General features: G+C 59.7%; 24 protein-coding genes and 6 pseudogenes. 20 read left to right on the top strand and 10 right to left on the bottom strand.

The features are described 5' to 3' along the window. The first annotated feature begins 30 nt into the window (after nt 1-30). The 6 genes and pseudogenes from ACVWYP_RS42140 to ACVWYP_RS42115 all read left to right on the top strand — a co-directional run bounded on the left by ACVWYP_RS42140 (nt 31) and on the right by ACVWYP_RS42115 (nt 2,416). The gene (locus ACVWYP_RS42140; RefSeq protein ID WP_028342858.1) at nt 31-288 is read left to right on the top strand and encodes a hypothetical protein; all 258 of its coding nucleotides are present in this window, start codon (nt 31-33) and stop codon (nt 286-288) included. Continuing rightward, a pseudogene (locus ACVWYP_RS42135) lies at nt 192-870 on the top strand (IS30 family transposase); the annotation flags it as partial. The gene ACVWYP_RS42140 and the pseudogene ACVWYP_RS42135, both read left to right, overlap by 97 nt. A 40-nt stretch (nt 871-910) precedes the next feature. Next, nucleotides 911-1,180 (top strand): annotated as a pseudogene (locus ACVWYP_RS42130) (integrase core domain-containing protein); the annotation flags it as partial. 25 nt (nt 1,181-1,205) lie between these two features. Further along, nucleotides 1,206-1,322, top strand: coding sequence for a hypothetical protein (locus ACVWYP_RS42125; protein WP_129964750.1), 117 nt, complete (start codon nt 1,206-1,208; stop codon nt 1,320-1,322). Between the two features lie 138 nt (nt 1,323-1,460). Continuing rightward, nucleotides 1,461-1,750: pseudogene (locus ACVWYP_RS42120) on the top strand (CopG family transcriptional regulator); the annotation flags it as partial. 363 nt (nt 1,751-2,113) lie between these two features. Continuing rightward, a complete protein-coding gene (locus ACVWYP_RS42115) occupies nt 2,114-2,416 on the top strand; it encodes a hypothetical protein (protein ID WP_028342855.1) in 303 nt (100 codons plus the stop codon). 466 nt (nt 2,417-2,882) lie between these two features. Here the strand turns inward: ACVWYP_RS42115 and ACVWYP_RS42110 are convergent, their stop codons facing one another. After that, nucleotides 2,883-3,101 carry a hypothetical protein gene (locus ACVWYP_RS42110; RefSeq protein WP_244980959.1) on the bottom strand — a complete coding sequence of 73 codons (219 nt, stop codon included), beginning with the start codon at nt 3,099-3,101 and terminating at the stop codon, nt 2,883-2,885. Between the two features lie 883 nt (nt 3,102-3,984). Next, on the bottom strand, nt 3,985-4,209 hold the full coding sequence (locus ACVWYP_RS42105) for a hypothetical protein (protein WP_244980960.1): 225 nt from the start codon (nt 4,207-4,209) through the stop codon (nt 3,985-3,987). A gap of 549 nt (nt 4,210-4,758) precedes the next feature. On the opposite strand from ACVWYP_RS42105, the gene ACVWYP_RS42100 reads away from it, so the two are divergent. The 7 genes and pseudogenes from ACVWYP_RS42100 (at nt 4,759) to ACVWYP_RS42070 (ending at nt 13,160) form a co-directional block, all read left to right on the top strand. Further along, nucleotides 4,759-5,328, top strand: coding sequence for a hypothetical protein (locus ACVWYP_RS42100; RefSeq protein ID WP_244980961.1), 570 nt, complete (start codon nt 4,759-4,761; stop codon nt 5,326-5,328). Between the two features lie 237 nt (nt 5,329-5,565). Beyond that, a complete protein-coding gene (locus tag ACVWYP_RS42095; protein WP_080686870.1) occupies nt 5,566-6,321 on the top strand; it encodes a hypothetical protein in 756 nt (251 codons plus the stop codon). Nucleotides 6,322-6,582: 261 nt separating this feature from the next. Beyond that, the gene (locus ACVWYP_RS42090) at nt 6,583-6,897 is read left to right on the top strand and encodes a hypothetical protein (protein ID WP_179077634.1); all 315 of its coding nucleotides are present in this window, start codon (nt 6,583-6,585) and stop codon (nt 6,895-6,897) included. Then, on the top strand, nt 6,866-8,485 hold the full coding sequence (locus ACVWYP_RS42085) for an oleate hydratase (protein WP_051448033.1): 1,620 nt from the start codon (nt 6,866-6,868) through the stop codon (nt 8,483-8,485). The genes ACVWYP_RS42090 and ACVWYP_RS42085 overlap by 32 nt, the downstream gene beginning before the upstream one ends. A 22-nt stretch (nt 8,486-8,507) precedes the next feature. Further along, nucleotides 8,508-9,266 carry a glucose 1-dehydrogenase gene (locus ACVWYP_RS42080; RefSeq protein ID WP_129964742.1) on the top strand — a complete coding sequence of 253 codons (759 nt, stop codon included), beginning with the start codon at nt 8,508-8,510 and terminating at the stop codon, nt 9,264-9,266. Nucleotides 9,267-9,306: 40 nt separating this feature from the next. Beyond that, nucleotides 9,307-11,052 (top strand): oleate hydratase, encoded by a 1,746-nt coding sequence (locus ACVWYP_RS42075; RefSeq protein WP_028342851.1) that lies wholly within the window; start codon nt 9,307-9,309, stop codon nt 11,050-11,052. A gap of 772 nt (nt 11,053-11,824) precedes the next feature. Next, a pseudogene (locus tag ACVWYP_RS42070) lies at nt 11,825-13,160 on the top strand (IS5 family transposase). Nucleotides 13,161-13,257: 97 nt separating this feature from the next. Here ACVWYP_RS42070 and ACVWYP_RS42065 read toward each other — a convergent pair. The 4 genes from ACVWYP_RS42065 to ACVWYP_RS42050 all read right to left on the bottom strand — a co-directional run bounded on the left by ACVWYP_RS42065 (nt 13,258) and on the right by ACVWYP_RS42050 (nt 17,710). Continuing rightward, the gene (locus tag ACVWYP_RS42065; protein ID WP_080686869.1) at nt 13,258-13,665 is read right to left on the bottom strand and encodes a hypothetical protein; all 408 of its coding nucleotides are present in this window, start codon (nt 13,663-13,665) and stop codon (nt 13,258-13,260) included. Between the two features lie 367 nt (nt 13,666-14,032). Then, nucleotides 14,033-15,487 (bottom strand): GntP family permease, encoded by a 1,455-nt coding sequence (locus tag ACVWYP_RS42060; RefSeq protein ID WP_028342850.1) that lies wholly within the window; start codon nt 15,485-15,487, stop codon nt 14,033-14,035. A 4-nt stretch (nt 15,488-15,491) separates the two neighbouring features. After that, nucleotides 15,492-16,544 carry a patatin-like phospholipase family protein gene (locus tag ACVWYP_RS42055; protein WP_028342849.1) on the bottom strand — a complete coding sequence of 351 codons (1,053 nt, stop codon included), beginning with the start codon at nt 16,542-16,544 and terminating at the stop codon, nt 15,492-15,494. A gap of 665 nt (nt 16,545-17,209) precedes the next feature. Continuing rightward, nucleotides 17,210-17,710: a DUF1269 domain-containing protein gene (locus ACVWYP_RS42050; RefSeq protein WP_016839870.1), complete on the bottom strand. Its 501-nt coding sequence runs from the start codon at nt 17,708-17,710 to the stop codon at nt 17,210-17,212. A gap of 142 nt (nt 17,711-17,852) precedes the next feature. Here ACVWYP_RS42050 and ACVWYP_RS42045 point away from each other — a divergent pair, with 142 nt between their 5' ends. The 3 genes and pseudogenes from ACVWYP_RS42045 to ACVWYP_RS42035 all read left to right on the top strand — a co-directional run bounded on the left by ACVWYP_RS42045 (nt 17,853) and on the right by ACVWYP_RS42035 (nt 19,602). Continuing rightward, on the top strand, nt 17,853-18,110 hold the full coding sequence (locus tag ACVWYP_RS42045) for a hypothetical protein (RefSeq protein WP_155258663.1): 258 nt from the start codon (nt 17,853-17,855) through the stop codon (nt 18,108-18,110). Further along, nucleotides 18,097-18,438 (top strand): annotated as a pseudogene (locus tag ACVWYP_RS42040) (transposase); the annotation flags it as partial. The gene ACVWYP_RS42045 and the pseudogene ACVWYP_RS42040, both read left to right, overlap by 14 nt. A gap of 102 nt (nt 18,439-18,540) precedes the next feature. Continuing rightward, the gene (locus ACVWYP_RS42035; protein WP_334369658.1) at nt 18,541-19,602 is read left to right on the top strand and encodes a tyrosine-type recombinase/integrase; all 1,062 of its coding nucleotides are present in this window, start codon (nt 18,541-18,543) and stop codon (nt 19,600-19,602) included. 14 nt (nt 19,603-19,616) lie between these two features. Here ACVWYP_RS42035 and ACVWYP_RS42030 read toward each other — a convergent pair whose 3' ends face one another. The 3 genes from ACVWYP_RS42030 to ACVWYP_RS42020 all read right to left on the bottom strand — a co-directional run bounded on the left by ACVWYP_RS42030 (nt 19,617) and on the right by ACVWYP_RS42020 (nt 21,172). Beyond that, the gene (locus tag ACVWYP_RS42030) at nt 19,617-20,108 is read right to left on the bottom strand and encodes a hypothetical protein (RefSeq protein ID WP_075969327.1); all 492 of its coding nucleotides are present in this window, start codon (nt 20,106-20,108) and stop codon (nt 19,617-19,619) included. Nucleotides 20,109-20,232: 124 nt separating this feature from the next. Beyond that, nucleotides 20,233-20,442: a hypothetical protein gene (locus ACVWYP_RS42025; protein ID WP_028342848.1), complete on the bottom strand. Its 210-nt coding sequence runs from the start codon at nt 20,440-20,442 to the stop codon at nt 20,233-20,235. A gap of 463 nt (nt 20,443-20,905) precedes the next feature. Beyond that, the gene (locus tag ACVWYP_RS42020; protein WP_244980963.1) at nt 20,906-21,172 is read right to left on the bottom strand and encodes a hypothetical protein; all 267 of its coding nucleotides are present in this window, start codon (nt 21,170-21,172) and stop codon (nt 20,906-20,908) included. 883 nt (nt 21,173-22,055) lie between these two features. Between ACVWYP_RS42020 and ACVWYP_RS42015 the strand changes: the two are divergent. After that, a pseudogene (locus ACVWYP_RS42015) lies at nt 22,056-22,348 on the top strand (helix-turn-helix domain-containing protein); the annotation flags it as partial. A gap of 303 nt (nt 22,349-22,651) precedes the next feature. Further along, entirely contained in the window at nt 22,652-22,900 is a 249-nt protein-coding gene (locus ACVWYP_RS42010; RefSeq protein ID WP_129964738.1) for a hypothetical protein, read from the top strand. 90 nt (nt 22,901-22,990) lie between these two features. On the opposite strand, the gene ACVWYP_RS42005 is transcribed toward ACVWYP_RS42010, so the two are convergent. After that, nucleotides 22,991-23,302 carry a site-specific integrase gene (locus ACVWYP_RS42005; protein WP_028342845.1) on the bottom strand — a complete coding sequence of 104 codons (312 nt, stop codon included), beginning with the start codon at nt 23,300-23,302 and terminating at the stop codon, nt 22,991-22,993. A 1,124-nt stretch (nt 23,303-24,426) separates the two neighbouring features. Between ACVWYP_RS42005 and ACVWYP_RS42000 the strand changes: the two genes are divergently transcribed. Both ACVWYP_RS42000 and ACVWYP_RS41995 read left to right on the top strand, forming a co-directional pair. Next, nucleotides 24,427-24,636 carry a hypothetical protein gene (locus tag ACVWYP_RS42000; RefSeq protein ID WP_028342843.1) on the top strand — a complete coding sequence of 70 codons (210 nt, stop codon included), beginning with the start codon at nt 24,427-24,429 and terminating at the stop codon, nt 24,634-24,636. 87 nt (nt 24,637-24,723) lie between these two features. Next, nucleotides 24,724-25,086, top strand: a complete 363-nt coding sequence (locus ACVWYP_RS41995) for a hypothetical protein (RefSeq protein ID WP_028342842.1) — start codon at nt 24,724-24,726, stop codon at nt 25,084-25,086. Nucleotides 25,087-25,123 lie beyond the last annotated feature (37 nt).

Raw genomic sequence — 25,123 nt, 5'->3', positions numbered from 1 at the left:
GTCGATCGCGATCTTTGCCGGAACCCGGACATGAGCTTCCGCTTCATTGAAGACCACCGCGATGCCTTTCCGGTACGGCTGATGTGCGCCGTGCTCGAGGTCTCACCGGCCGGCTACTACGCCTGGCGCGATCGCCCCGTGAGCGAGCGGACAAAATCCAATGCCACGCTCCTGGCTGCGATCCAGCAAGTCCATCAAGCAGCAGCGGCCGCTACGGCAGTCCCCGCGTCCATGCCGTCCTGCACAGGCAGGGCCGTGGCGCCAGCCGCGGCCGGATCGAGCGGATGATGCGTCGGCACGGCATCCGCGCCATCATGGCACCGCCGCGCCGTGTGCGCACCACCGACAGCCGTCACGACCTGCCGGGACATTGGGAGGGAAACCTCATCCTCGGTCTTGGCAGCTCGGCGATCGGCACGTTGGTCGAACGCACCACGCGCTTCACAATGCTATTGCACCTTCCCCGGTTAGCGGGGCATGGCGGAAGCTCCGCGCAAGAAGAACGGAGCTGCGCTTGCGGGACACGGGGCGGAAGCCGTGCGTGACGCGATCTCGCGCACCATCATCACTTTGCCGGAAGAGCTACGTCGCACGCTGACTTGGGATCAAGGAGCCGAAATGGCTCAGCACGACCGCCTCAAGTTCGATGCGGGCATCCAAGTCTACTTCTGCGACCCGCAAAGCCCTTGGCAGCGCGGCATTACCGAAAACACCAACGGGTTGCTACGGCAGTACTTTCCGAAAGGCACAGACCTGAGCATCCACAGCGCCGACGAGATATCCGCTGTAGCAGCGGCCCTCGACGCCCGACCGAGAAAGATACTGGGCTGGAAAACGCCGGCAGAAGCGCTTGACGAATTTCTGTCATGAATGAAAACAATTGGTGTTGCGACGACCGTTTGAATCCGTCCAGTATGCCTCACACGCCTATCGCAACGCTCTCACCGGCGCCGGCATCACCACATCGATGAACCGCAAGGCCGATTGCTACGACAATGCCCCGATGGAGAGCTTCTTCCATACCTTGAAGACCGAGCTCGTTCATCATCGCAACTACAAGAGCCGCGCCGAAGCCCAACGCGATATCTTCGCCTTCATCGAGGGCTTCTACAACCGAACAAGGCTCCATTCCGCCGTGGGATACATCGCCCCGATCAAGATGGAGCTAAAGGCCGCCTAAACCAGTCCACTTTTATCGGGCGAAGATCACTCGAGCCCCCGAACAGGTCGTTGAGGATACGCGCGAACGTCTCGCTGAAACCGAAGGCGCCAAAAACAAGCTTGAGGCCGCGCTCGCCCGCCTGCTGGACGTCATCCGGTGATTGTGGGCAAGTCATCCCGCGCGCAGGGAACGACGATGCCGAGAGAGCTGCAACGGACCGCTAGACAGAGCAAGCGATTCCGCAACGCCTCCGGCGCGTGCAGGTGTGGTGCCGAGTGCAAATGATTGCGCGCCATTTGCCGAAATCGGTCAGCACAAACGTTCGATGTCGCTCATCGCGGAAGCCGCCATCGCCAAGCGCCTCGACCAAATCGACCGCCGGATCGCCCACCTATCGGGATCTCGGTCGAAACCATCGCTCTCTTCATCCGCTTCTGGCTCACCACGACACCGCCACTTCCCGAACCGGTCGCCAAGGCCCCGAGGGCACAAGCCGGAGCGTGTTATGATAACTTCGTCGCCGCTCTGGGCCGCTGGCAGGAAATCCCGGAGGATTTTCAGCGGACTAGCTCGATTCAGGGTGACTAGCCGCGCATCCTGACCGAAGTCTGCAGGAGCCTTGCGTGGTACCGCGCAAAAGATCCATCAATACGTAGTAAAGAGCGAATATGAAGTGGTTCGTTTTCACGGCTAAGAGAATCTGCTCGGGGTTCTCCTTATAGTTTAGGAAGGATATTCGCCGAAGAGTGCCGTGATCCGCCGACCCACGCATGACCGGACACCGGAAAAATTGCAAACCGGACAAGGCACACCTGGAGTCACTTCTCATGACGCTCGAGGGCGATATTTCCTTCAGGGTCGCTCGCCGCGAAGACGTTTTCAGCATCACGAAGGCGTCGATCCACAGCCTTGCACGCGCATCCTATCCCGCGTGAAGACGACGCCATTGCGGTGCTCTTCATCGGCACCGACGGGCTGCCCGGCAATCCGCACAACCTCGTGTCGAGATGGGGGCCGGTCGAACCCGTCTGGCGGGGCACGATCGATGGCAACTTCATCGCCGTGCAGGTGAGGGCGATCAACAACGGCTTCCGCCTGGCGCATCATGGTTTTGCGATACCGGTCTATGTTTTCACCGAAAGCGAGGCGACGTCAGCGCGGTTGATACCGGTGACCTCGGGCGCCGACGCAGGCAAGAAGCTGCTGTGCCCGATGCCCGGTCTCGCCTGCGTTATCGTTCTAGCGGTAGCCTAGGTGTCGGCTTGCTTGCCTCAAGCTCTGTAAGCGCGATGCTGGTTGCGATCTTCTCTTGAGACTATTTCTTAAGCGCCTCTATGGCATAGTCCAAAGCCTTTTTACGCATGATGGAATAATCTCCGCGGACCGGCGACGAAAAAGTGCGCGCGCGGCTGGAGGGCCACCCGCGCGAGTTTGCGCATGAAGAGGCTTTGCTGTCTCATGGGGGGCGTGAACATATGAGCAGCCGAGCCATACATGTCTCAGCAACCAGCGTGTCAAACGATCGCACCGCCTCTCCGCTTAAACAGATGCAGAACGCTGCGCCTTAAGCGCGACCTCGAATAGCTACTCGCACTTCGATGGCGACTTCCGGACATGCGCGTCATCAACCGGGACGCGACTGAACGAGATCGGACCTGCAGCGCTTAGTGACGCCGCGGCCGCGCGGTGATTGGGTCGATCTCGTCATCGTGTATGGCGATCAGCTTGCCGGACTGCAAGCCTGGCCTTTGCAACTGTTCTTCCTCGATCTGTTTAGCATTCGGGCCTTGGCGCCGCAGTCTTTCAGGCTCAGCTTCACGGCTTCTGCTGGATCGTTGACGGCAACCACGTACGTTGCGTGCCTGAGCTCTTTGTCCTCATCGCTGTCATCCTTGAAGATGGCGACCGTCACTATCCAACCACCCATCTTGCTGCGCATCGGGAGTAGCCGTCGCCATGAGGTCGGCTCGTACCGATGATCCTGCAAATTCGAAGCCATCGGACATGCATGCTGTCAACCCAGCGCGGCCGCACGCGATCAGGAAACATGCCTCTGACTAGCCTCAACGGCTGCCCGGAGGTAGGTCGTGCGGCAGCATGCGCATGACGCGCTCATCCACTTGCGCGTGGAGGGAGTTCGCTGAGTCATTACCTTCGAAAAAACCGGCGGTTCAGCCGGTCACGACTTCAAAAAAAGTCGTTCGTCCTGGCGACTCAATATCTCGCAGCCGGCGCGCCACCCCAGCGGTAGTTCACGCCGACCAAACCGATATCAACGTCCTGACCAATACGCGCGGTCCCTGCAAGAGCGCCAGGCGGACCGCCCACGAATCCGGTTGAAAAGAAGAAGTCAACAGCCCGATGACCCATACTGCACCCAGCAGGACGTTCTTCATACGAATTGACTCCCCGATGGTTCATCGGGGACGACTGCCATGTGTCGGTCCTCTCCATCAATAACCAAGCTCAGTAGTTGACTAAGGCGCAAGACATTTGTGGAGCCAGCAGCATGCTGAGCGAGCGCGTTGATTTGGGATGCCCGCCATTTCTGGTAGGAGCCTCGCGGTCGTTTTTTACCGATACTGGACCAACGTAGGCATATTGAACCAGCTCAACGCAGAGAGGCCCACAATCAAAATGGCTGTTTGGGGTGTGCTCGGCGTGTTGCGGTTCGTGTCTTTCGGTAGGTGTCTTCGGGTGGCTGGTAAGGCCGTTTGTGAGTCGGTCCATCAGGCAGATGCTCACGAAATCGTTGAGCAGCACGGATCGGCGCTGAGCGAATCGAGGCCCATACCGACGCGATGGCGTGGAAACGCGGGCCTCTAATCATGAATAGCGAAGGCGAGGAGATGGGCGGCAGGCTGATACGCGCCATTGCGCGTGCAGAGGTCCGAACGCGCGACCGCATAATCCGCTTGCTCGAAGCCGAGGACCCCCTCGATGCCGACGTCGAAGCGCTTCGCCCTGAAGAGCGGCGCCGCATCGTCGCGGCTGTAGAGTGCCAAGCACAGCTGGCCGATGCCGCCCTCAGGCTCCAGGAGCGCCAAGTCGCCGCCTTGGAAGTTTTGGTCGCAGGCGTGCAAAAGCGCGGCCGGGCTTGAGCGTCAACCTTGCTGCAACAGCGCCGACTCAAACAACGGCGATGACGGTAAGCTAGGGGCTTCTCATCCGCGTCGGAACTGGCAGCAAGACGTTCGCTTGCGCTGTCGATAATTGCGAGGCCGACAACGATCGACATGAAGTCGTTCTGGATAGGCCTTAGGTGCAAACATTAAGACGTGCACAAGTCGGAAAGCGGACAAGGCCAACACAAACATGGTGCCAACTGCCGGCCATTGCCTGGCACGAAGAATGCAGACCCTCGATATGCCCGGGGTGCCCTCCCTTGGGCATGGCCACCATCGCAAGTTGAAGCTGTGGCTGGCCCCCGAGGTTAGCGGCGCGTGACATAGACGGGGGACGGCGCGCCTGCTCGTGCGCGACACTGGCGGGCACCTGCGTCACGTCGCCGCTAACTTCTATCTATCGCGAATAGCGCATTCGGCGGTTGGTCCGCTTTAGAATTGGCGTGTCGACAAGAGCGGATGGGCGGACTTATGAACAAAATGGTTGGAAGACGCGTGCTTTGGTTCTGTCTCGGCCTGCTGCTGATCTGCCTGGCTGAGGCCGCCACGAGCAACAGTGTTCGCGCCGACGACAATCCACTTGTCGACAAGGTCAAGTCGATGTGGCGAGCACAAGACGGCGAGACAGTAGAACAAATTATTTCCAGGGTCGCGAAGGTGGCGCACTTCGTTCCACGAACGTGGGGAGTTGCCGGAGCAATTGATCAATCTGAGTATGTCTTTCTTTCGTGGACTAGGCACCGCCACCACAGATCACTCGAAGAATACGTTATCACCTGGAAGGTCAGACCGGACGGAGCGATTAAGATTGCGTCGACATATGCGAAGCCGATGGAATTGAGCTGGCGGGCCTTCGCGCTCTCATTGATTGCCGGTGAAGTCGCTGACGGCGAAGAGAACGTGAACCTTCGCTTTCTGCATGAGCCGACCAATTTCAACTTCGTCACGACCGCGCAAGGCAAGCTGGGTAATCTCCTCGGGCACGGCCGTTGCACGATCGTTGAACCTGTTAGCGTGGATTACTTGCCGAAGGTGGACTAGAATCAGGCCACGAAAGGTGATCTGTGGCGCGTGCTACTTTGGTGAACTGCAATATTCCGGGACCCCGTTATTTTACCCGCAAGGGGGGCATCACCTTCGAGAAGCGCGAGGGACAAGAGTGGGAGCCGCAATCCTTCCTTGCCAAGCGTATTGCGACATTTCCCCCGGGCTCTTGGTTTGATCACATCGAGCCGGATGAACAGGACGCGCTAGAAAGGGCGCGCAAGGCCTCGGCAAATGAACGCAGAGAACAATTTCGCGGCACGGCTGATTGACGCCGGTCGTCTCGCGGCAATAGCACGTACATGCGGTCTGAAAGCTGACGTCTCATATTACGTCAATGAGGCGCTCAAGGAGCTTTGGCGAAGCAGGTCTCCCGAAGAGGCAAAGAAGATCGCCGAGCGCTGGGTCTTGTGGGACGCAGAGGGGAGGCCGTGGCCGCGCATGCCACCGCTGGAAAACGTGGTCCAGTTCCATCGCGCCGGCACGGCGCAGGTACCGGTTGTGAATCGGCCGGTGACGCCGTTGCATGCAATCCGAGCTTGGTTCGAAAAACAGGACGACGGGGTGCAATGCGAGATCGCTGGCATGGCGGCGCTTTTGGTCTTCGAAGGTGCGGACCTTCTCGACCTCAGCAGCCGAGTGTGGTGCGACTGTCTTCGGAGGTGGCTGAGTGAGGCGGGCTTACCAGCCCATACGATCATCGGCCGCGCTTTGACGTTCCGGACCTGTTTTGAGTATTTCGCGGAGAGCAGGTTCACCGAGTCGGGGTGGAGGCGGTCCGAAACGACCGCTCTTAAAATTCTCGAAGATGCCAAGTGCGACCCGAACTCGGAAGCCGCGCGCCTTGCACCGATTGCCGAGAAAATGCTCGACACCCTGCCCGCTCGAAAGGGCCGTTGGATGGAGGTGCGGAAGTCCTGGAGAGAACTGGCCAGTGCCAGCCTCACAGCCCGAAGTCTCAGAGTTTGGAGCACCTTGCAGACGAAATGAAGGCTCACGGGCTCTAGGCGAAGAGTGCCTCGCCATCCCGAAAGACTTTAGCGAGATGGCAAGGACTGCTAGTGCTTGCGCTCGAACTCGACCCGGTCGCTGGCCAAGCACCTTGTAACGTCACCTTGGCATCGTCGTGCTGCAATATGGTCGGGTTCGGCAAAAGTGACAACCGGAACCAACTCAATTTCCGTCTTGTCCAGTTGCTTTCTGTCTTGTCTGGTTGGCGACGGGTCGGTTGGAAACCCGACATGACGACGCTTGCATTCCGTCTTCAAGAAGGGCCCGCAACCAGCTCCTTGCGCGGCGCACAGCCGCTGCTGGTATGACTTGGTCGATTCCGATCAACGCGGCGCTATTGCTGCTTATGGTCAGGCGCCCGACGGCGTCTGCATATGGCTTGTGTACGTCGAAGAGCTTCGGCGCTTGCTGATTATGCAGTCCCGGGAACGGTGGTTCGCGATCATATTTTTAGCACGCGCCGCCATCGGCGCGCCGATTGCATGGAATCTATATTTCCAACCGCTGCATGCCGGAGAACTTTATGCGCTCTGCTTCTCTCGTTTCCCGCCTTGATCCACCGAAGCAGGTGGCTCCTCGCAACGCCTATTTGGTCGGAACAGGCATCGCTGCCTTGGCCGCAGCGGCCTACCTCGTCAAGGAGGGCGGGCTATCGGGCCCGAATATCGTTCTGTTCGAGCAGATGGAGCAGTTCGGCGGAAGCCTCGACGCGCATGGCAATCCGAAGGATGGATACGTCATGCGCGGCGGCCGCATGTTCGAGGAAAGGTTCAATTGCACCTACGACTTGTTGTCCTTCATCCCCTCAATTGGCGACCCCATGAAATCGGCGAAGGACGAGCTGATGGAGTTCCATCAGGAGTTCTTCTGGAACGACAGGGCGCGTCTGGTTTCGGGCGGTCAGATCGTCGACGTCTCCGATCTGGGTTTCAGGGAGAGGGATCGGCTCGACCTGATCGCGCTTTGCGCGACTCCAGAATCGGTGCTCGACATCAGGACGATCCAGGACTGGTTCGAACCCCACTTTTTCCGCAGCAACTTCTGGTTCATCTGGTCCACGACCTTTGCTTTTGCGCCTTGGCACAGTGCGATCGAGTTCAAGCGCTACTGTCTACGCTTCCTGCATCTGTTCTCGACGATCGACACCATGGCAGGCATTTACCGCACGCAGTTCAACCAGTTCGACGCCATGGTCCGCCCGATCGTTGCATGGTTGAAGGCCCGGGGCGTGCGGCTTGAGATGGGGGCGGAAGTGACCGATATTGATGTTGTGATCGAAGGCGGGCAGAAGACCGCGACGCGTTTGCACTATCGGCAGGGCGGTGAAGATCGCGTCATCGATCTGGCTGAACAGGATCTAGTGTTCGTGACCAACGGATCAATGACGTCCGACACCAGCTACGGTTCGATGGACACGGTTCCGGCGCTGAATACGACGCGAAACGGAGGTTCGTGGAAACTTTGGGAACGTCTGGCTGCCAAGAGTCCAGACTTCGGGTGCCCCGCCGTCTTCGTTTCCAGGATCGACCAGTCCAAATGGGAATCGTTCACAGTCACGGCGGACGATTCGAGCTTCTTCGACCGGCTCGAAGCCTTTTCCGGCAGCAGAGCCGGCAAGGGCGGACTGGTAACGATCAAAGACTCCAATTGGCTCCTGACCGTCGTCCTTAATCGTCAACCGCACTTTTACGAACAGCCGAAGAATGTCTTGGTGTGGTGGGGCTATGGGCTCTTCCCGGACCAGCCGGGTAACTTCGTGCATAAGCCCATGTCGGAGTGCACGGGGCGTGAAATTCTCATCGAATTGCTTTCGCACCTGCGATTCACAGAGAGTATTCCGCACATCCTCGACACTTCGCGCGTCATAACGGCGATGATGCCTTACATTACCGCCCAGTTCATGCCGCGCGTGAGGACCGACCGGCCGAAGGTCATCCCGAAGGGATCGCGCAACCTCGCCTTCATCAGCCAGTTCTGCGAGATTCCCGACGACGTTGTCTTTACCGTCGAATATTCCGTGCGCGCGGCGCAGACCGCCGTTTTCGGCTTGCTCGACATCCAGCGTCCGGTCTCGCCCTTTTATAAGGGCCAGCATGATCCCCGCGTCCTCTTCGACGCCTGGAAGACGCTGCACCGCCATTGACCAACGGCACGAGGCAAGGATCATGGGACGTTTGAAGAACAAGGTTATTCTGGTGACCGGCGGAGCTCGCGGGATGGGTGCGGCTCACGCGCGTCTGCTGGTGGCTGAGGGGGCGAGGGTCGTAATCACTGATATTCTTCATATAGAAGGGGAGGCTCTCGCCGCTAAACTGGGCGAATCCACGGTTTATGTCCCTCAGGACGTTACCCAGCCGAAGGAGTGGGCCGAGGCGGTCGCAAGCGCCGAGCGGCGCTTCGGCGCGCTGCATGGGCTAGTCAACAACGCCGGGATCGCCAACATGGCCCCTATCGAGCAGTTCCCGCTCGATCAGTGGAACAAGACCCTCGCCGTCAATCTGACCGGTGTATTCCTCGGAATGCAGGCGGCCCTGCCGGCCATCAGGCGCGCCGGCGGAGGTTCGGTCGTCAACATCTCCTCGGTCGAGGGGCTGCGGGGCAGTGCCGGGCTCCACGCCTATGTCGCTTCCAAGTTCGGCGTTCGGGGCATAACAAAATCCGCTGCGCTGGAAGCCGCAGCCTCGGGGGTCCGCGTCAACTCGATCCATCCCGGCTTCATTGCCACCCCGATGACCGAGAGCTTCGAGTCCTCCCTTTTCCCCGTTCCACTCGGGCGGGCAGCCGAGCCGCAGGAAGTGTCGCAGGCAGTCTTGTTCCTACTCAGCGACGAGTCCAGCTACCTTACCGGTTCCGAGATCGTCATCGATGGCGGTCTAACGATCGGCGTCCCGCGCAAATGCCTGGCGCCCGAGAACATCTTTTAATGAGCCCAAGGATTGTCGATCCAATCGGACGGAATGTTCCATGTATTACGGTAGCGGAAATTACGAAGCCTTTGCCCGCCCCCGCAAACCCGAAGGTGCGGACAGCAAGACGGCATGGCTGGTCGGTGCGGGCCTGGCGGCGCTTTCCGGTGCGGCCTTCCTGATCCGCGATGGCCATATGCGTGGCGACCGGATCACCATCCTCGAACGGCTGAAGATCCCCGGTGGAGCGCTCGACGGTAACCAAGACCTGGGAAGGGGCTTCGTGATCCGGGGCGGCCGCGAGATGGAGGATCATTTCGAGTGCCTATGGGACTTGTTCCGGTCGATCCCGTCGCTGGAAATCGAAGGTGCCAGCGTGCTCGACGAATTCTACTGGTTGAACAAGGATGATCCGAACTACTCGCTGCAGCGGGCGACGGTGAACCGGGGACAGGATGCGCGTACCGACGGCCTTTTCACTCTGAGCGAAGAAGCGCAGAAGGAATTGATTGCCGTCTTTCTTGCCTCCCGTGAGGAGATGGAGAACAAGCGCATCGACGAAGTGTTTGGGAAAGAGTTCTTCTTCAGCAATTTTTGGCTTTATTGGCGGACGATGTTCGCCTTTGAGGAATGGCATTCCGCCCTGGAGATGAAGCTTTATCTGCATCGGTTCATCCACCATATCGGAGGCCTGCCGGATTTCAGTGCGCTGAAGTTTACCAGGTACAATCAGTATGAATCGCTGGTTCTACCGTTGTGCAAATGGCTGTTGGAGCAGGGCGTCAACTTCCGCTACGACGTCGAAGTCACCGATGTCGATTTCGACTTAAAGGCCGGATGCAAGCAGGCCACGGCCATCCACTGGCTGGAGGATGGCGTCGCCGGCGGTATCGGCCTTGGCGCCGACGATCTTGTATTCATAACGATCGGGTCGCTCACTGAAAACTCGGACAAGGGAGACCATCACACGCCCTCCAGGGTTGACGAAGGCCCGGCGCCAGCTTGGGATCTGTGGCGGCGTATTGCGGCCAAGGACGCGGCTTTCGGCCGCCCGGACGTCTTCGGCGGCAATATCCCTGCAACAAAATGGGAATCGGCAACGATCACGACTCTTGACGCGCGCATTCCGGCCTATATCCGCAAGATCGCCAAACGCGATCCGTTCAGCGGCAAGGTCGTCACGGGAGGGGTCGTCACGGCGAAGGATTCGAACTGGCTGCTCAGTTGGACTGTAAACCGTCAACCGCATTTCAAGCACCAGCCCAGTGATCAGATCGTCGTCTGGCTCTATTCACTTTTCGTCGACAAGCCCGGCGATTACGTGAACAAACCGATGCAAGATTGCACGGGCGAGGAAATTACGCAGGAATGGTTGTATCACCTCGGCGTGCCGATCGATGAAATACCGGGACTGGCCGCGACAGCCGCAAAAACAGTGCCGGTGATGATGCCCTACGTCACATCTTTCTTCATGCCGCGGCAGGCGGGTGATCGACCAAATGTTGTGCCCAAAGGCGCTGTCAATTTTGCCTTCATCGGCCAGTTTGCTGAGTCGGCGGAGCGCGATTGCATCTTCACGACCGAATACGCAGTTCGCACTGCGATGGAAGCCGCCTACACGCTCCTCAACGTTGAACGCGGTGTGCCGGAGGTGTTCAATTCGACCTATGATATCCGCAAGCTGCTCGTTGCAATCGGCAGACTGCGCGACGGCAAGGAAGTCAGAATCCCCGGATCGACGCTCTTGCGCGAGCTAATGCTGAAGAATATCGACGCTATGGAGCCCGGCGAAACTGCTCAATGAATATCATCGATCTCCAGGTGAGGGGGCCTTGTGCGGTCCCACCTGTCTTGTGCAGCTGGAGAGCTCTGTTCTCCACTGCTCGTACGAGGGTGAATTGCAAGGGGCGAGTGCTTCGTCGAGGGCCGAAAGCGGCGCACTCATAATATTGCGCATGACGGCGCACACGAGGCTACCATCCTGTCAAATCGGACATGAAAACCGGTTCTTGAGGCGTCACAGATCGGACGCATGGGCCTCGCTCGGATTGCGCAAACTCGGACATCTAGGCGTCCAGCCAACGACGCTCTTGAGGAGCCGCTGCCATGGTAGTGACCAAATTCGGCATGACGCTCGGTTCTGAGCGGGAGTGCAGGGACTTTGATTTGTGAGAAGTTTGAGGTTTTTGGGACTCCAGCCGATGAGATCGGGAGGACGGAAACATCCTCCTTCGGGCGCGATGCATAACATGGCGTGGTAATGGAAGCCGCAACCATCGCGCCTTCACATAATGCTGACGGCCGACCGTTGCTTGATAGTCGCGTTCGATGCGCCATCTGAGCTCCATATCGAGCAGGAGGCGGACGGAGGTGCTCTCAGGTCGAGCCGGATGCAGTATCCACAGTCGTCCGTGAAGAATGCGGATCGGCCTGAGAGATAGGCAGAAGTTGTCTCGATAAAGTATTCGATTTTGCAGGAAAGCCGGGTGTTGGGCCGCGGTTTCTTGCGTTTTGGGATTTTGCTTTCGAGCGATTCGTGATTCCCTGACGGCGGGTCATCGGCATTGGGGACGGCGATGAGCAAACCGCGGGATGATCGCCAGAAAGACCTGTTGCTTCCGGCGCTTGATCAAATCATCGACATGGGCCACCCGTTGGTGCGGTTGGCGGCGCTGATCGACTGGAAGTTTCTGGATGACCGCTTTGGTTCGGTGTGCCAAACCGGTCCGGGGCAGCCCGGCCTGCCGACGCGGCTTGTCGCCGGCCTGTTCATCCTGAAGCACATGCACAATCTCTCGGATGAGGTGCTGTGCGCCCGCTGGATCGAGAACCCCTTATTATCAATACTTCTGCGGCGAGTTGAGCTTCTGCCACCGGCTGCCGTTCGATCGATCGTCGATGACGCGCTGGCGCCAGCGGCTCGGCGAGGAGCAGCTCGTCGCGCTGATCCAGGAAAGTCTGTCGGTGGCACACAAGACTGGCGCCCTTGGTCCTAACGACCTGGAGCGGGTGGTGGTCGATACCACGGTGCAGCCAAAGGCCGTTGCGCATCCGACCGACGCACGGCTGATGCATCGGGCCATCACCAAGCTCGTCGGGTTCGCCAAGCGCAACCGTGTGCCGCTGCGCCAGAGCTATCTGCGCCTGGCGAAGCGCGCCGCCATCATGGTCGGCCGCTATACCCACGCGCATCAGTTCAAGCGCGCCCGGCGCCAACTCAAGTTCTTGCGGACGCGGCTTGGCCGGATCATCCGCGACATCCGCCGCAAGATTGATGGCGATGCGGTGCTGGAAGCGCGCTTCGGCCCGCTGCTCGATCTGGCGCAGCGGGTGCGCAGCCAGGATCAGCATCAGCGCGGCCCCAAAGTCTATGCGTTACATGCGCCGGAGGTCGAGTGCATCGGCAAGGGGAAAGCCCGCGCGCCTTACGAGTTCGGCTGCAAGGTCAGCATCGCCACCCCCGTGACGTCCCCGAAGGGCGGACAGTTCGTGCTCCATGCCAAGGCGCTGCACGGCAATCCCTTCGACGGGCACACGCTCGGCCCCGTGGTCGCCGACATGGAGAAGCTCACCGGCGTGGAGGCTCGCCGCATCCATGTCGACAAAGGGTACCGCGGCCACAACCACCCGCACCGGCTCAGGGTCTGGATCTCAGGCCAGGTCCGTCGCGTCACGGCTTCCATCCGGCGCGAGATGAAGCGTCGTGCGGCTGTCGAACCCGTCATCGGTCACGTCAAGGCCGAGAACCGCATGGACCGCAACTATCTCAAAGGCCGCGTCGGCGACCGTATCAACGCCGTCCTCGCAGCGGCCGGCTACAACTTCGGCCTGCTCCTGCGATGGCTCGCAGAACTCTTGCGTACCATCATCCGGGCGCTCGCCGAAACTGTCCCGGCTCAAAACATCGCTTAAATCAGCGCTCGTCCGCGTTCTTCACGGCGGACTCCACAACGTCCCCGACCGCCGACGTGTGGCCCCGGATGAAGCAGAGTACCGTCGGGCCGTTGCTTCAAGCTCGGTGGATTGCTTGGCTTGCCGCAGATGATGGCTGTGGTTTGAGATGATCCAATATCTTCGAGCCTTGGCTGAACGACTTCGACCAGAACTTCTCCGCAAAGTCCAGGTGGCACTTCAGGAGCTCCGAGGGAGTCTTGGAGTCGGAAAGATTTCTCAGAAAGTTGGCCTGGTCGTGCAGAGAGGAAGCGGCGAAACTTAATCCGTCCTTTAGTGCCGTCGCGAACAGGTGCCTTGTCGCTTCGATCGATTTTTCCCATTCCGGAAAAATTAATGGAATGCGTGATGCCGCTGCCGCTGCTTCTCTTAAGCCGTCGGGGCCGCCGCCCGATGCCTGGGCCAGTCCGGGCTCTGGACGTGCCCGCCGTTCGCGTTTCTCGTCTTCGGTTATATTCGCGGTCATTCGACGTCTCCTAGCCTAAGGGGATTGTAACGAGCTGAGTTGTTCGCTGCTCAGCTTCGATCATCAACCTTGAGAAGCTACCACAACCGCCAACATGTCATACCTACCTCATTTGGTAGCGCGTGATCACACTGCAAAATTGCGCACTCTGCGCGCCACTTGCCGGAATGTTCACTCGTCTCCGGCTCAGAGGCTGAGAACCGCGGTAACCTGATGGGCGCCGGCTATGCGTAGATCGCTGGCGCTGCCCGAGGCGGTAAGGTCGCACGTCGATACAGGCCAATCAGGCCTTCAATAACGGCTCACGAGTTCGAAGTCGGCCCTTACGGCGGACAAGATCGCGTCGATAGCGTCCTCGTCGTCCCTCCTAGAATGATCCGATCATCGAACCCAAAAAAATGACGAGGGTCAAGGCGATGATCGGCCCAACGATGTTGGCCATCACCATATCGAAGTAGCTCTTGCCATGGGTCGAACCGCAGACCGCAAGCAGCGTCACGACGGCACCGTTATGCGGTAGGCTATCGAGGGTGCCGGAACCGATCACGGCAATGCGATGCATGAGCGCCGGGTCAATGTGAGACGTCTGGGCAATCTGCAAATAAGTGTCACCAAGGGCATCGAGCGCAATGGTCAATCCGCCGGAGGCCGATCCGGTCAAGGCAGCAAGAACGTTTATCGCGATGGCGAGAGAGACGATAGGACCGCCGGAGATCGACAGTACCCAGTCGCGCACCGACACAAAGGCCGGTAGCGCAGCGACGACGGCTCCAAAGCCGACGAGGCTCGCCACGCTGAAAATGGGGAGCACCGAGGCGTTTGCGCCGGCATCCATGCTCGCCCTTAGATCCGTCAGACGGGCTCGATTGAGCGCGATGAGCGTCGCCGCGGCGGCGGCGAGAGCGACTGCGACCGACCACACCCCGGCGACGCCGGCAAGGGATGTCCCGCCCCAGCGCTCCTGCGCGAGGAACGAGAAATTGAGCCGTGGCAGGATCAGGAGCGACATCAGCAGATTCACGCCCACGACCACGAGAAGCGGGATGATCGCCGTGCCGATCGGTGGCCGCACGTCGCCGCGCTTGCCATGCATTATTTCGGCCGGATCGAACTCGTGGGACGATGTCGCGCGCTCGCGGATGAACTGATCGTCAGCGACCGCTCCGCTGACGAGCTCTGCGTCTCCGCCATAGCCTTCACCGGTCTTGCGTGCCGATCCCTCGGCGCGGCGGAGCCACCAGAGCCCGAATGCAAGCATGATCGCCGCAGCGACGATGCCCAATCCGGGCGCGGCAAACGGCGTGGTTCCGAAGAACGGCATCGGAATCGTATTTTGAATCGCGGGCGTTCCGGGCATTGCCGACATCGTGAATGTAGAGGTGCCCAGAGCGATGGTGGCCGGCATGAGCCGATGTGGGATGTTCGCGACGCGAAACATTTCCCGTGCCATCGGCGCCAAAACGAAAAAGGCGACGAAAAGGCTTACCCCGCCGTAGGTGACGATCGCGCCGGCAAGCACAACGGCAAGAATCGCGCGACGCGCCCCGAGCTTGGTGCTCATGAAATGGGCAATCGCGTGGACCGAACCGCTGTCGTCCATCAGCTTGCCGAACAGCGCACCGAGCAGAAATATTGGGAAGAATTGCGCGATGAACTGCGCAGCGCCGCCCATGAACGTCTGCGTCCAATGGGCGAGCAGGGGCTCTTCGGCGAAAGCCGCAGCGACGATCGCGGCAGCCGGCGCCAGCAGGAGCACGCTCCATCCGCGGAACGAGAGCCAGATGAGCAGGCCAAGGGCAACCAGGATTCCGACGAGGCCCATGGCGTCAAACCTGCTGCAAGAGCAAATCCAAATCCATCGAGGAACGCCTGCCGATATTCCGGTCGTTCGCGGCGAGGAATGCCTCCGCGGCACGGCGGCCTTCGTCGCGCAGCATGCAGAGAAAGTCCCACTCGGCATTGAGCTTTGACGAGACGCCCAGCCCGGCCAGAACCTTGCTCGCGATCAGATGGATGCGCATCTCGGCCCATTTGCGCCCCTCGGAACTCCCGGCGTCCGCGACCTGCCGCAGCAGCGCGATCATGCGCAACTCCTTGAGCAGCGTGGCGTTGAACGCAATCTCGTTCAACCGATCGAGGATCTCGCGCGCAGAGCGCGGTGTCCCGGGTCGCTCGACCGGGTTGACGGCGACGAGAAGCGTGTCATGCGAGTCACACTCGCGTACGAGCGGTGTGATCGTCGGGTTCCCGGAGTAGCCGCCATCCCAATAGGGCTCGCCATTGATCTCTATCGCGCGGAACAGGGTGGGCAAGCAGGCGGAAGCGAGCAGAACGTCGGGTGTAAGCTCGGCGTTGCGAAACACACGCCCGCGGCCGGTATGAACGTTGGTCGCCGTCACGAACAAGCGGATCGGGGAGTTCGCGATTTGTCGAAAATCGACCGACTCGGCGAGGACCTGGTGCAAAGGGTTTGTGCCGGCAAGATTGAGGTCGTACGGCGAGAACACGCGGCTCGCCAGATCGAAGGCGAGATAGAAGGGCGACGTATCAAGGGTCCAGCGACCGAGGATGACGTCCAGCGGACTTCGCCGAATGAGACTGAACCGCGCTGAGTCAGCGACCCGCCGCCAGAAGGCCTCCAATGCAGACTTGGCGCCGGCCCGGCCGTTGGTCATAAAACCGCCCGCCAGCACGACGGCGTTCATCGCGCCGGCCGACGTGCCCGATATCGCCTCGATGCGCAGCCAGGTCTCATCCATGAGCCGATCGAGCACCCCCCAGGTAAAAGCGCCGTGCGATCCACCGCCCTGCAGCGCGAGATCGACCAGCACGGCATCGCGCGCTTGGCCCGCGCATTTTTGCGGCTCCTTCAAGGCCATGGCGGGCTCCGACTGGCCTGCCACGTCGCGGCCGGCGAACGACATACAAAAATGTCGTCAGCTCCTGCCAGGGAACGGTTGTGGGAGTGGTCGCGGACGCTCGATTCCTGGCCGACCAAGTCTCGGAGGCCGAGTGACCGGGCGGTGGCCTGGCCGTCGCCATCCGTGCCATCCCGCCGGACCACCCCAGCCCAAGCCGCGCCTCGAAGCAAAACCACACCGATACCAGCCGCCACCGCGCCATCCCCTATTGTACCAACAATAGCGATGGCCCCTCCAGACGAACTGGACAGTTTCCGCGAGACGAAGCTCGTCGGCGGCCTGACGCACGCCCAGCGGCGCCATAGGGCCGGCTTGCGAGCGACCGCTGGTCGCCGTAATCCCTGCCGAAGCAATCCCAAGTGCGAACCCCCATAGAAGCAATCTTCGCATGATTTTCTCCCGGCTTTTGATAGCGCGGAAGAGAGCCGGCTGAGCGGCCGCGGAGCCGCATGGCTGCAGCCGGCCTCCTTCGCGGGCGATCCCGCCCAGGGACCGATGCCGTTGCGCACCGATCCCTACGCAAAACTGTAGCGTATTCCGCTGCCACAGCGACTGCCGTGACAGCGCAGCGACTACCGTTCTCGGCGACGCTTTGACGCTGGCGCCAGGTTTTGGCTCACTGGCTAGGCAGGCTTGGCCTGAGTTGCGGCTGCGAGAGCATCGCGCAGGTGCTGCTCTCTCTTTTCATCGAGCGAGGTTGTCAGGACAATCCCTCCCGCATCCTTAATCGCATTGAGAACCTTGTCTGACGTCATAGACTGGATCAGCAGGAAGAGGACGGCATCGCCCGATCTTACCTTCGACGCGAGATCCTTCATGAACTGGTCTCTGATCCCGAAATCGGTCAGCGCACCGCTCAGTGCGCCTGCGCCGGCTCCGAGAGCCACGCCTAGAAGCGGATTCAGGAAGACCATCCCCAACAGCAATCCCCAGAAGCTGCCACTTGCGGCGCCAGTCATAGTGGTATTCACAAGTTGACTGAGTTTTACAGAGTCCCCAGTTTTGACGGCGATCACGGCATCGCTGATCGTGATCAGATACTCGCTCTGGAGCTTGAATATTTTCTGCCGAACTTCCTCTGCTTTAGCTTCGGATGGGTACACGATCGCAACAAGGTCTGACATTAAAAGCTCCCCTGATGACTTCTAGTGCTCCCCATTTGCCTGCTTGATGCACGGCCGAAGCTTACCCCCCGAAGATCTCTTGTCGACTGGTCAGACAAGCAGGTTGACAATATCAAGATGCTTTGATCTGGGGCCGCGCCCAATGGAAGTCCAACTCTCAACGGTCAACGTAACGGAACTCAAACAAACAGTCGCAGCCGAAACCGACCCGTCAAAGCCGGGCCTGATCGCCGACGCCAGTACGATCCGCTGGCCGGGAGGCGAAAACAAAATTGAGGCCGATCAGCTCGACCGCGAGTGTCGGCTCGCTCGCCATCGCTGTCGGACTGCTTTGGGCGGAAATGAAGTCGCGATGACCTTCAAGCCAGGCGCTCGCAAATACACTGACCGAGGTTGGTGACGTGAACCGTTTTGAGAGCCCACGTCAACTTATGGGTTACCTCGGCCTAGTGCCAAGCGAACGATCGACGGGAGAGTCTGTCAGGCGTGGTAGCATCAGCAAGGCGGGCAACGGCCGTGTTCGCCACATGTTGGTCGAAAGCGTCTGGACATATAGACACCCGCCGAAGATCGGCAAGACAAAGCTATACCGGCTTGAGCAGGTGTCGCCGGCAGTGCGAGAGATTGGTTGGAAGGCGCAGAGCTGCTTGACGGCCCGCTATCGGAAGCTGGCTGCGCGCGGCAAGCGAACGACGGTAGTCTGCACCGCTATCGCCCGTGAACTGGTGTGCTCCGGCGGCGCCGGCGCCCTGCGCAAGATCAGCCAAGAGGACGTGATCCGCTACGTTGAGCGCCACGCCCAGGATTGGGGCCCGGAAACAGGCAAGGCGATGTGCTGGTCATTGCGTGCCTTTCTCCGTTACCTCCACCATCGGGGGCTGAACGCGCGCTCGTTGGCGGATTGCGTTCCATCGATGCGCCGATGGAAGCTCGCAACTCTGCCGACCTATCTGCGTGCCGCTCAGGTGCGGAGGGCTCTCGACGGTTGCGACCGAGAGACGGTGATGGGACGGCGCGACTACGCCATTCTGTTGTTGCTGGCCAAGCTCGGCCTGCGGGCCGACGAGGTTGCGACGCTCACCGTCGACGATATCGACTGGCGCGCCAGCGAGATACTCGTTCGCGCCAAGGGCCGACAGCGTGCACGAATGCCGATACCGCCAGACATTGGCGCGGCTATCGTTGCATATCTGCGCAATGGCCGCCCAAAGTCGTCGTGCCGACGGCTGTTCGTCCGCACACTCGCGCCACACGTCGGCTTTGCTTTCGGATGCGCGATCACCATGATCGCCAAGGCCGCTCTCGATCGCGTTGGAATCGAAGGTTGCGCCCACCGCGGCGCCCATATCTTCCGACATAGTCTCGCTACCGATGACCTTGCCCCCAAGTTTTATCCGGTCCTGAGTTCGCCCCGGCTGTTGGATTTGCCCGGTTGGGCGGTGGTAGCGACGGGAGCTGGCGCGGAGCCCTCGGCATTCTTACAAATCGCTGGCGACCGCGCTGGGCGTGCCCGAAATTCTGTTCAGCATTTTGCTAGGCCACGCCGTGCCGGGCATCAGCGGGCGCTACATCGGCGAATTGGCCGTGCTGCGGTCAGTGGAGCTACGCGAGGCGCAAGAATCCATCTCGCGCCCGGTGTTCGAATTGCTCGGGCTCAAACTTACTCGGGATGCGAAACGTCCGAGAAAGGCGAGGGCCGCATAATGAGCCGCAACACACCACGTACCACGGGCAAGCCGCAGGCCCTACGGGCCTACGGAAAGCCGGACGTGCTCCGCACATCCGCAAAGTCGCACGGGATACGGATTGCCGATAGCGTGCTCGCGTTGGTCGCGACGTTCCGACAACTCCTGAAGGTGATGCAGCGCGTACGCTACACGCGCGAAGATTAGAAACGCTCATCGCATCATTGTTGAAAGATGCCGAGATCGTAGCAAGCCCAAGCCCGGGTTCTAACGCCGGGAACAGCCTTGCTCGCGGCTGCCGCCATTCCGGCAACTTTGCAGTCAGACATCGTCGCCATGTAGCCCTCAAGGATCGTTATTTTACCGTCCTCTTGCGAAACGTAGGCAATCACACCTAGTGCGCCCGTTAAACCCTGTTCGCGCGTAGTATCGTGGCAGACATAGGACGCGGAGCGGCTGGGCTTCGCGGTCGCGGCTTCTATCGCTAGCTCACCAATCCTTCGACACTCATCTAAAGTCTTTGATGGCCGAGCAGCGATGTTGACGGTGGCTAAAATGCTGAGGTGCGTCGAAGCGACAATGAGGATGAGCGGTGACATGTCGGCTGACCTCGTAATTCCGTTGAAACCATCAAGCGATCGGAGATTGATGGGGCCGGCCATCGCGCTGGCCTTGCGTTTCTGGCCGATCTCTTTGCCTTCATCCCAGTCCAACCACTTGGGTCTTCTCTGTCGGATCGCACGTACAGCCGCCATGCTGCGCAAGCCACCTTAACGAGCGATACGGCTGCCTCTGCAATGAGAATGGTGTGACTTCCGGAGGCTGGGTGGATGCTCATTAGCGCTCGTCCTCATGTGCCGCGTCGGAGATGATCCTAAGAAGTCTAAAGAGCGTAAGCGGATGTTTGCGGATGAGTTCTGTGCTCGTCAGTACGAACTCGTCAGGGCCTCCGCGCTCACGGATCGTCTCGCGAAGTGCGGCGAGCTTGTCTGGATCGGCAGAGCGAATAGCGGCCTCGAATGCGGGGACGAATTTGAGCCTGTCCATTGCAACAGCCTCCTTAGCGACCCTTTCAGGGGGCGCGGATCATCTCGCGGCTTTTCGCGCGAAAAACGCGCGGGCGGCTGGAGGAACCACCCGCGCGAGTTGCGCCAACAAAGAGGCTTTGCTATCTCATGGGGGTTGCGTGAAGTATGAGGAGCCAAGCCGAAGCGTCTCTCAGCAACTCGCGTGCCATTCACAAAGCCGCGCGTAGCGCTATGAAAAAGCGTGCGGGCGGCTGCTGACGACCGCCCGCACGAGTTACGATGCGTAGACTTGGCCCTCACTCAATCAATAAGCGACCAAGCAATCATGGTTCAGCAATCAGCGTGCCAGGCGGCTACATTGCGGAGACAAGCAAACGGCGCGCTTTCATACCTTGTGCAGATTGACTGCTCGTGCGAGCGGCGGCTTCCGAACGACAATGTCATGAACTCGACGCAACTGATCAAGATCGGACGTGGAGCGCTTAGTGACGACGATGGCGCGAGATGATCGGATCGAACTCGCCATCGTGTATAACGAGAAGCTCGCCGGGCTTCACGCCAAGTCTTAGCAATTGCTCCTCCTCGATGGGGCAGTTGAGGATTGCGGCCTTCGCGCCGCTGTCTTTTACGGTCAGCTTCACTGCTTCCGCCGGGTCAGCGGCAGCAACGACGTAAGTTATGTGCCTGAATTCTTCGTCATCGTCGCCGTCTTCCTTGAAGACAGCGACCGTCACCAACCAACCATGCATCTTGCTGTGCTCCCGTAAGTTGTCGGCTATGAGCTGCTGAGCCTTGCAAATCCGGACCCATCGAACGCTCGTGAGGTCGGCTGGCGTCCGTAGCATTCCGGGAGCCCTTCCCTCCGCGCCGCACATTGAGCTAGGCTCGCAACCTCATGAGGAGCGGACGTGTGACGAGTGAGAAGCGGATCAGGGTCGAAGGACGGCCTTCTGTGCTGTCGCGGCTTCGCCGGGTGCAGGCATGGCGCCGGAAGCGGGCTCCAGCGCCTTCTATCTGATCCCTACATCGCGGAAACCGATCCGGGGCGGTATAGTCCATCAAGGCCGCACAGCACTACACGGCCGTCTCTATCCGCGCGGAAGCCATCTTGAAGGACCTGATCCCGCGCTAGGTCGGAAAGCCTGCATGTGACTCCCGGAAGGGCGTCCTTGCCCTTTGAACGGGCTGAACGCTACATCGGCCCCGGGCCTTATTGCATAAGCATGGCGATCGCTATGATCGCGAGGAAGCCTAGTCCCATCAAAATGACGCATACAACGTACGCTAGGTCGCTGCGCATTACCCAGCTCCAGGCCTCCTAAAGGACATCGAAACGTGCGGGCGACTGCCGCCGCTGACGGACCGCCCGCACGGTCCCATAGGACGAGGCTTGGTGCTCAGGAGGGGCATTCAAAAGCGACCAAGCTCTGCCAACCTGACACAGCAATCCGAGCCCTACACCTACTTATATGCGTAGGTGCCGGTCGCGTTTTCCGGACGCCGAGTTCGCGCTCGGCCATTCGAAAGCGACGATCACTGCGATCTGGACGGGCGCCGTTACCGTCCCCGGGACGGCCGTCAATTGCGGGGCGATCTGAACTTCAACGATTCTGGTTGGGGATTGCACAGGGAATGACCAGCGAGGATGCTGCGCTAACAGCTGGTATGTCGCAGCCTGTGGGAACCAGATTGTTCCGAAAGGCAGGCGGAATGCCACCAGCGACGTTCAGATCTTCAGCCAAGCCGCCGTCCGGGCGGTATCTCTCTTTTGCAGAACGCGAGGAGATCGCACTCTTCGCGTTCAGGGCCTCTCGAGGCGTGAGATCGGGCGCCGTCTTGGTCGATCTGCCTCGACCATCTCGCGTGAGTTACGACGTAACGCCGCGACGCGCAGCGGCGGCTTGGAGTATCGTGCATCGACAGCCTAATGGCACGCCGAGCGATCGGCCCGTCGGCCCAAACCCACCAAGCTTGCACTCAACACAACACCTCGTGCCGCGTGGGCGTGCATCACCGATGAAAAGGTCCTGCGCCGGGAAATTGCGCGGACGTTTAGCGACAAAGCCAACCATCTCTACACGGTCGATCAAGAGGGGGTCACCGCCGATGAAAAGGAAACGGACATTCGTCTGCGGTCTACGGCAGCCAGTCAACAGGCCACTCTCGAACTTAAGATTGGCGAACAGCCGCGGTCTGCCGGTGCGTTGCGTGGGGCCCTGAAAGATCAATTGCTGAAAAAATACATGTCATCCGACGAATGCCGCGCTGGTTGCCTATATATCAGCGTCGCTTCGGACCGGACGTGGCGGCATCCCGATACAGGCAAGAAACTTGATCTCGACGGCCTCATCGAGATGTTAAACGAAGAAGCGGATCGAATTGCCGCTGATTTGGGAGGGGCTGTCCGGTTGATGGCCAAAGGCCTCGACTTGCGGCCGCGCCTGCCGCCCGAGAACGTGGCGGGTGGCGACGAGTAGTTGCGTTGGCGGAGAAAAGCGGCTGCGGCGGTCATATTTGACCAACGACTTAAAGAGCGTTGAACCTTCCGAGCTACCCGTTTAGCGCGGTTAAGCATTGCAGGGATGCTCTCGGTCGTCGCAAGTCCTAGGCTCAAACATTGCTTCAAGCTTGCGTGCGGCACTTTCCGCCAACCTTACGTCGCGGCCGAGATAGTGCTTATCAAGGATGCTCTCTACGTCCTTCAGGCTATGGCCGGTGAAGGTCGCGATCTCCGGGACCGTTGATCCGGCAAGCGCCAATCGGATCACCGCCGAGCCTCGGAGATCGTGGAACGTGAGATCCTCGTTGATGCCGGCCTTGTCGAAGGCTTTGCCCCACGACGAGCGGAAACCGTCCTCGGTCCATGGACGATTGCGCACGGAATCGCACAGGCGGGCTTCCCAGCGGCGACCTGCCTGCTTGGGATAGCCCGCGTGGTCAGCGGTTCAGGCCAAGCCGGTCATATGATAGCCCGGAAGAGCCCGGTTCGGGCACTGAGTGTCCGGCCTGAAGCCATCTGACAAAGAGAATCTTGCCCATGACGCCCCTATTGAAACCCGCCGAGGTTGCCGCCGCTTTAAATGTTTCTCCCAGAACCCTGCGCGGACTGATATACGGGATGGTCTCATTGCCTACGTGATCACCGGTCGTGGTAAGAAGCGACCGGGGATCGGGTTCGAGGCCACCGAGATCGAGAGGTTCAAGGCTGAGCGGCGCAGGCGCGAATGTCCGCCTACAAGCGTGAAGGCAGCCCCTTCAATCAGTATGACTTCTGAAGCCACGGCCGGCAGTTTCCTGGCTCTACGGAAGTTACGTCAAAAGCCGAAGCGCGGCGGGTAGGAGTTTCCGTCGGATATGCCGTGCTCGCAATAGGTTGGCTCAATGGGTTGTGACGATGCCGAAGGACCCGTCGCGTTTGCGCGCGCGTCAGCCGGAAATACCCACTTGCAATTCCATAGTTTGCGAGTGGCTGGTCGGTCACCTCGACAATGACCGGCATGTGGTTTGTGTAGCAGTGCTTGGTTCGAAAGCTCGTACCAGCACAGCTTAAGTCGGCGCAACGATGAAAGGTAAAACGATCACAACTCAGCAATGATCCGGAAGCCTTCGTCACAACCAGAGAACCCCTGACGGCAGCCGTATTGGCTCGAACGGTTGATCCAGCGCCCGCGGCAAGCCCCTCTGGTCAGAGTTCGGTCACTTATTCCAACGCCAGATACTCGTCGAGAATACGCCTGATCGACTCCGGGCGTCCCGGTTGATCTGGTTGCCTTTTGATCCAGGCATCAAGGGCAGCCACCTGCTCTGGAAGCAAGCGCACCAGAATCGGCGTCGCGTACGTCGGTGGTCTTCCGAACCTGCGCTCTTTCTTTTTTTTGGGGATCTGAAACTCATCGCGACTTTCCAATATTAACAAGTCGAGGGGCAGCGAAGGGTCGTGCGCCATCCCTGTCTATGACTGAAGCGGCCGTTTCCAATATTGACAAAACCGAAGGAAGTTTCAATGACAGCATACGAAATCGATCTGATCGGTGCCTTGGCCGAGGCGCTGGCACTCGAATATGCGGACGTCGACGACGAAGATCTCCTCGGCATCTGCCAGGGCGTCGGTCTCCTGACGCGAGCGCAGCAGTGCATCGAACGGTGGGGCCGTCAGTGCCCCGTTCCCGTGGCACTTGTCATCGCGCACTACAGGCAGCGTGTTCAGCCATAACCCGCTCATCGAGCGAAGGGCACTTTTTGCCTGTCTGGCACATCAACCCAACCGAAAACCTTTAACTCATCTCATCGTGGAGAGAGAATGTTGCTGTTGAACCTTTTTGCAATTCGCCGTCTCGACACCAAAGAGGCTGTCGGGCTCTATTGGGCGCCGGACCTCGAGACTCTGTGGTGGATGGTCGAAGCTATAGTCGATCCCGACGACTGTGAGTATTGTGTGGTTGATGCCCCCGCGGCAATAACATGGCCGGGTGAAGTGCCTGCAATCGGCGTCGAACGAGGGGAAGACGATAAGAGCATCGAGGCACTTTCACGCGACGTGTCATTCGAATTCGCGCTCTCTGACGTTCTCCACTGCGAGATCATAAAGGGCTGGATACAGATGCCGTCCGCTCCTGAGCCCGGAGAAGAATACCCGGAAATTCTAAGGGAGTGGGAACGCTAGGGAGTAGGGCGCGAGGAGAGAGACCCAGCTGATGCCG

The sequence above is a fragment of the Bradyrhizobium sp. USDA 3262 genome, assembly GCF_054060035.1.
The sequence above is the reverse complement of the archived record's forward strand: the minus strand, read 5'-3'. Positions and strand labels throughout refer to the sequence as shown.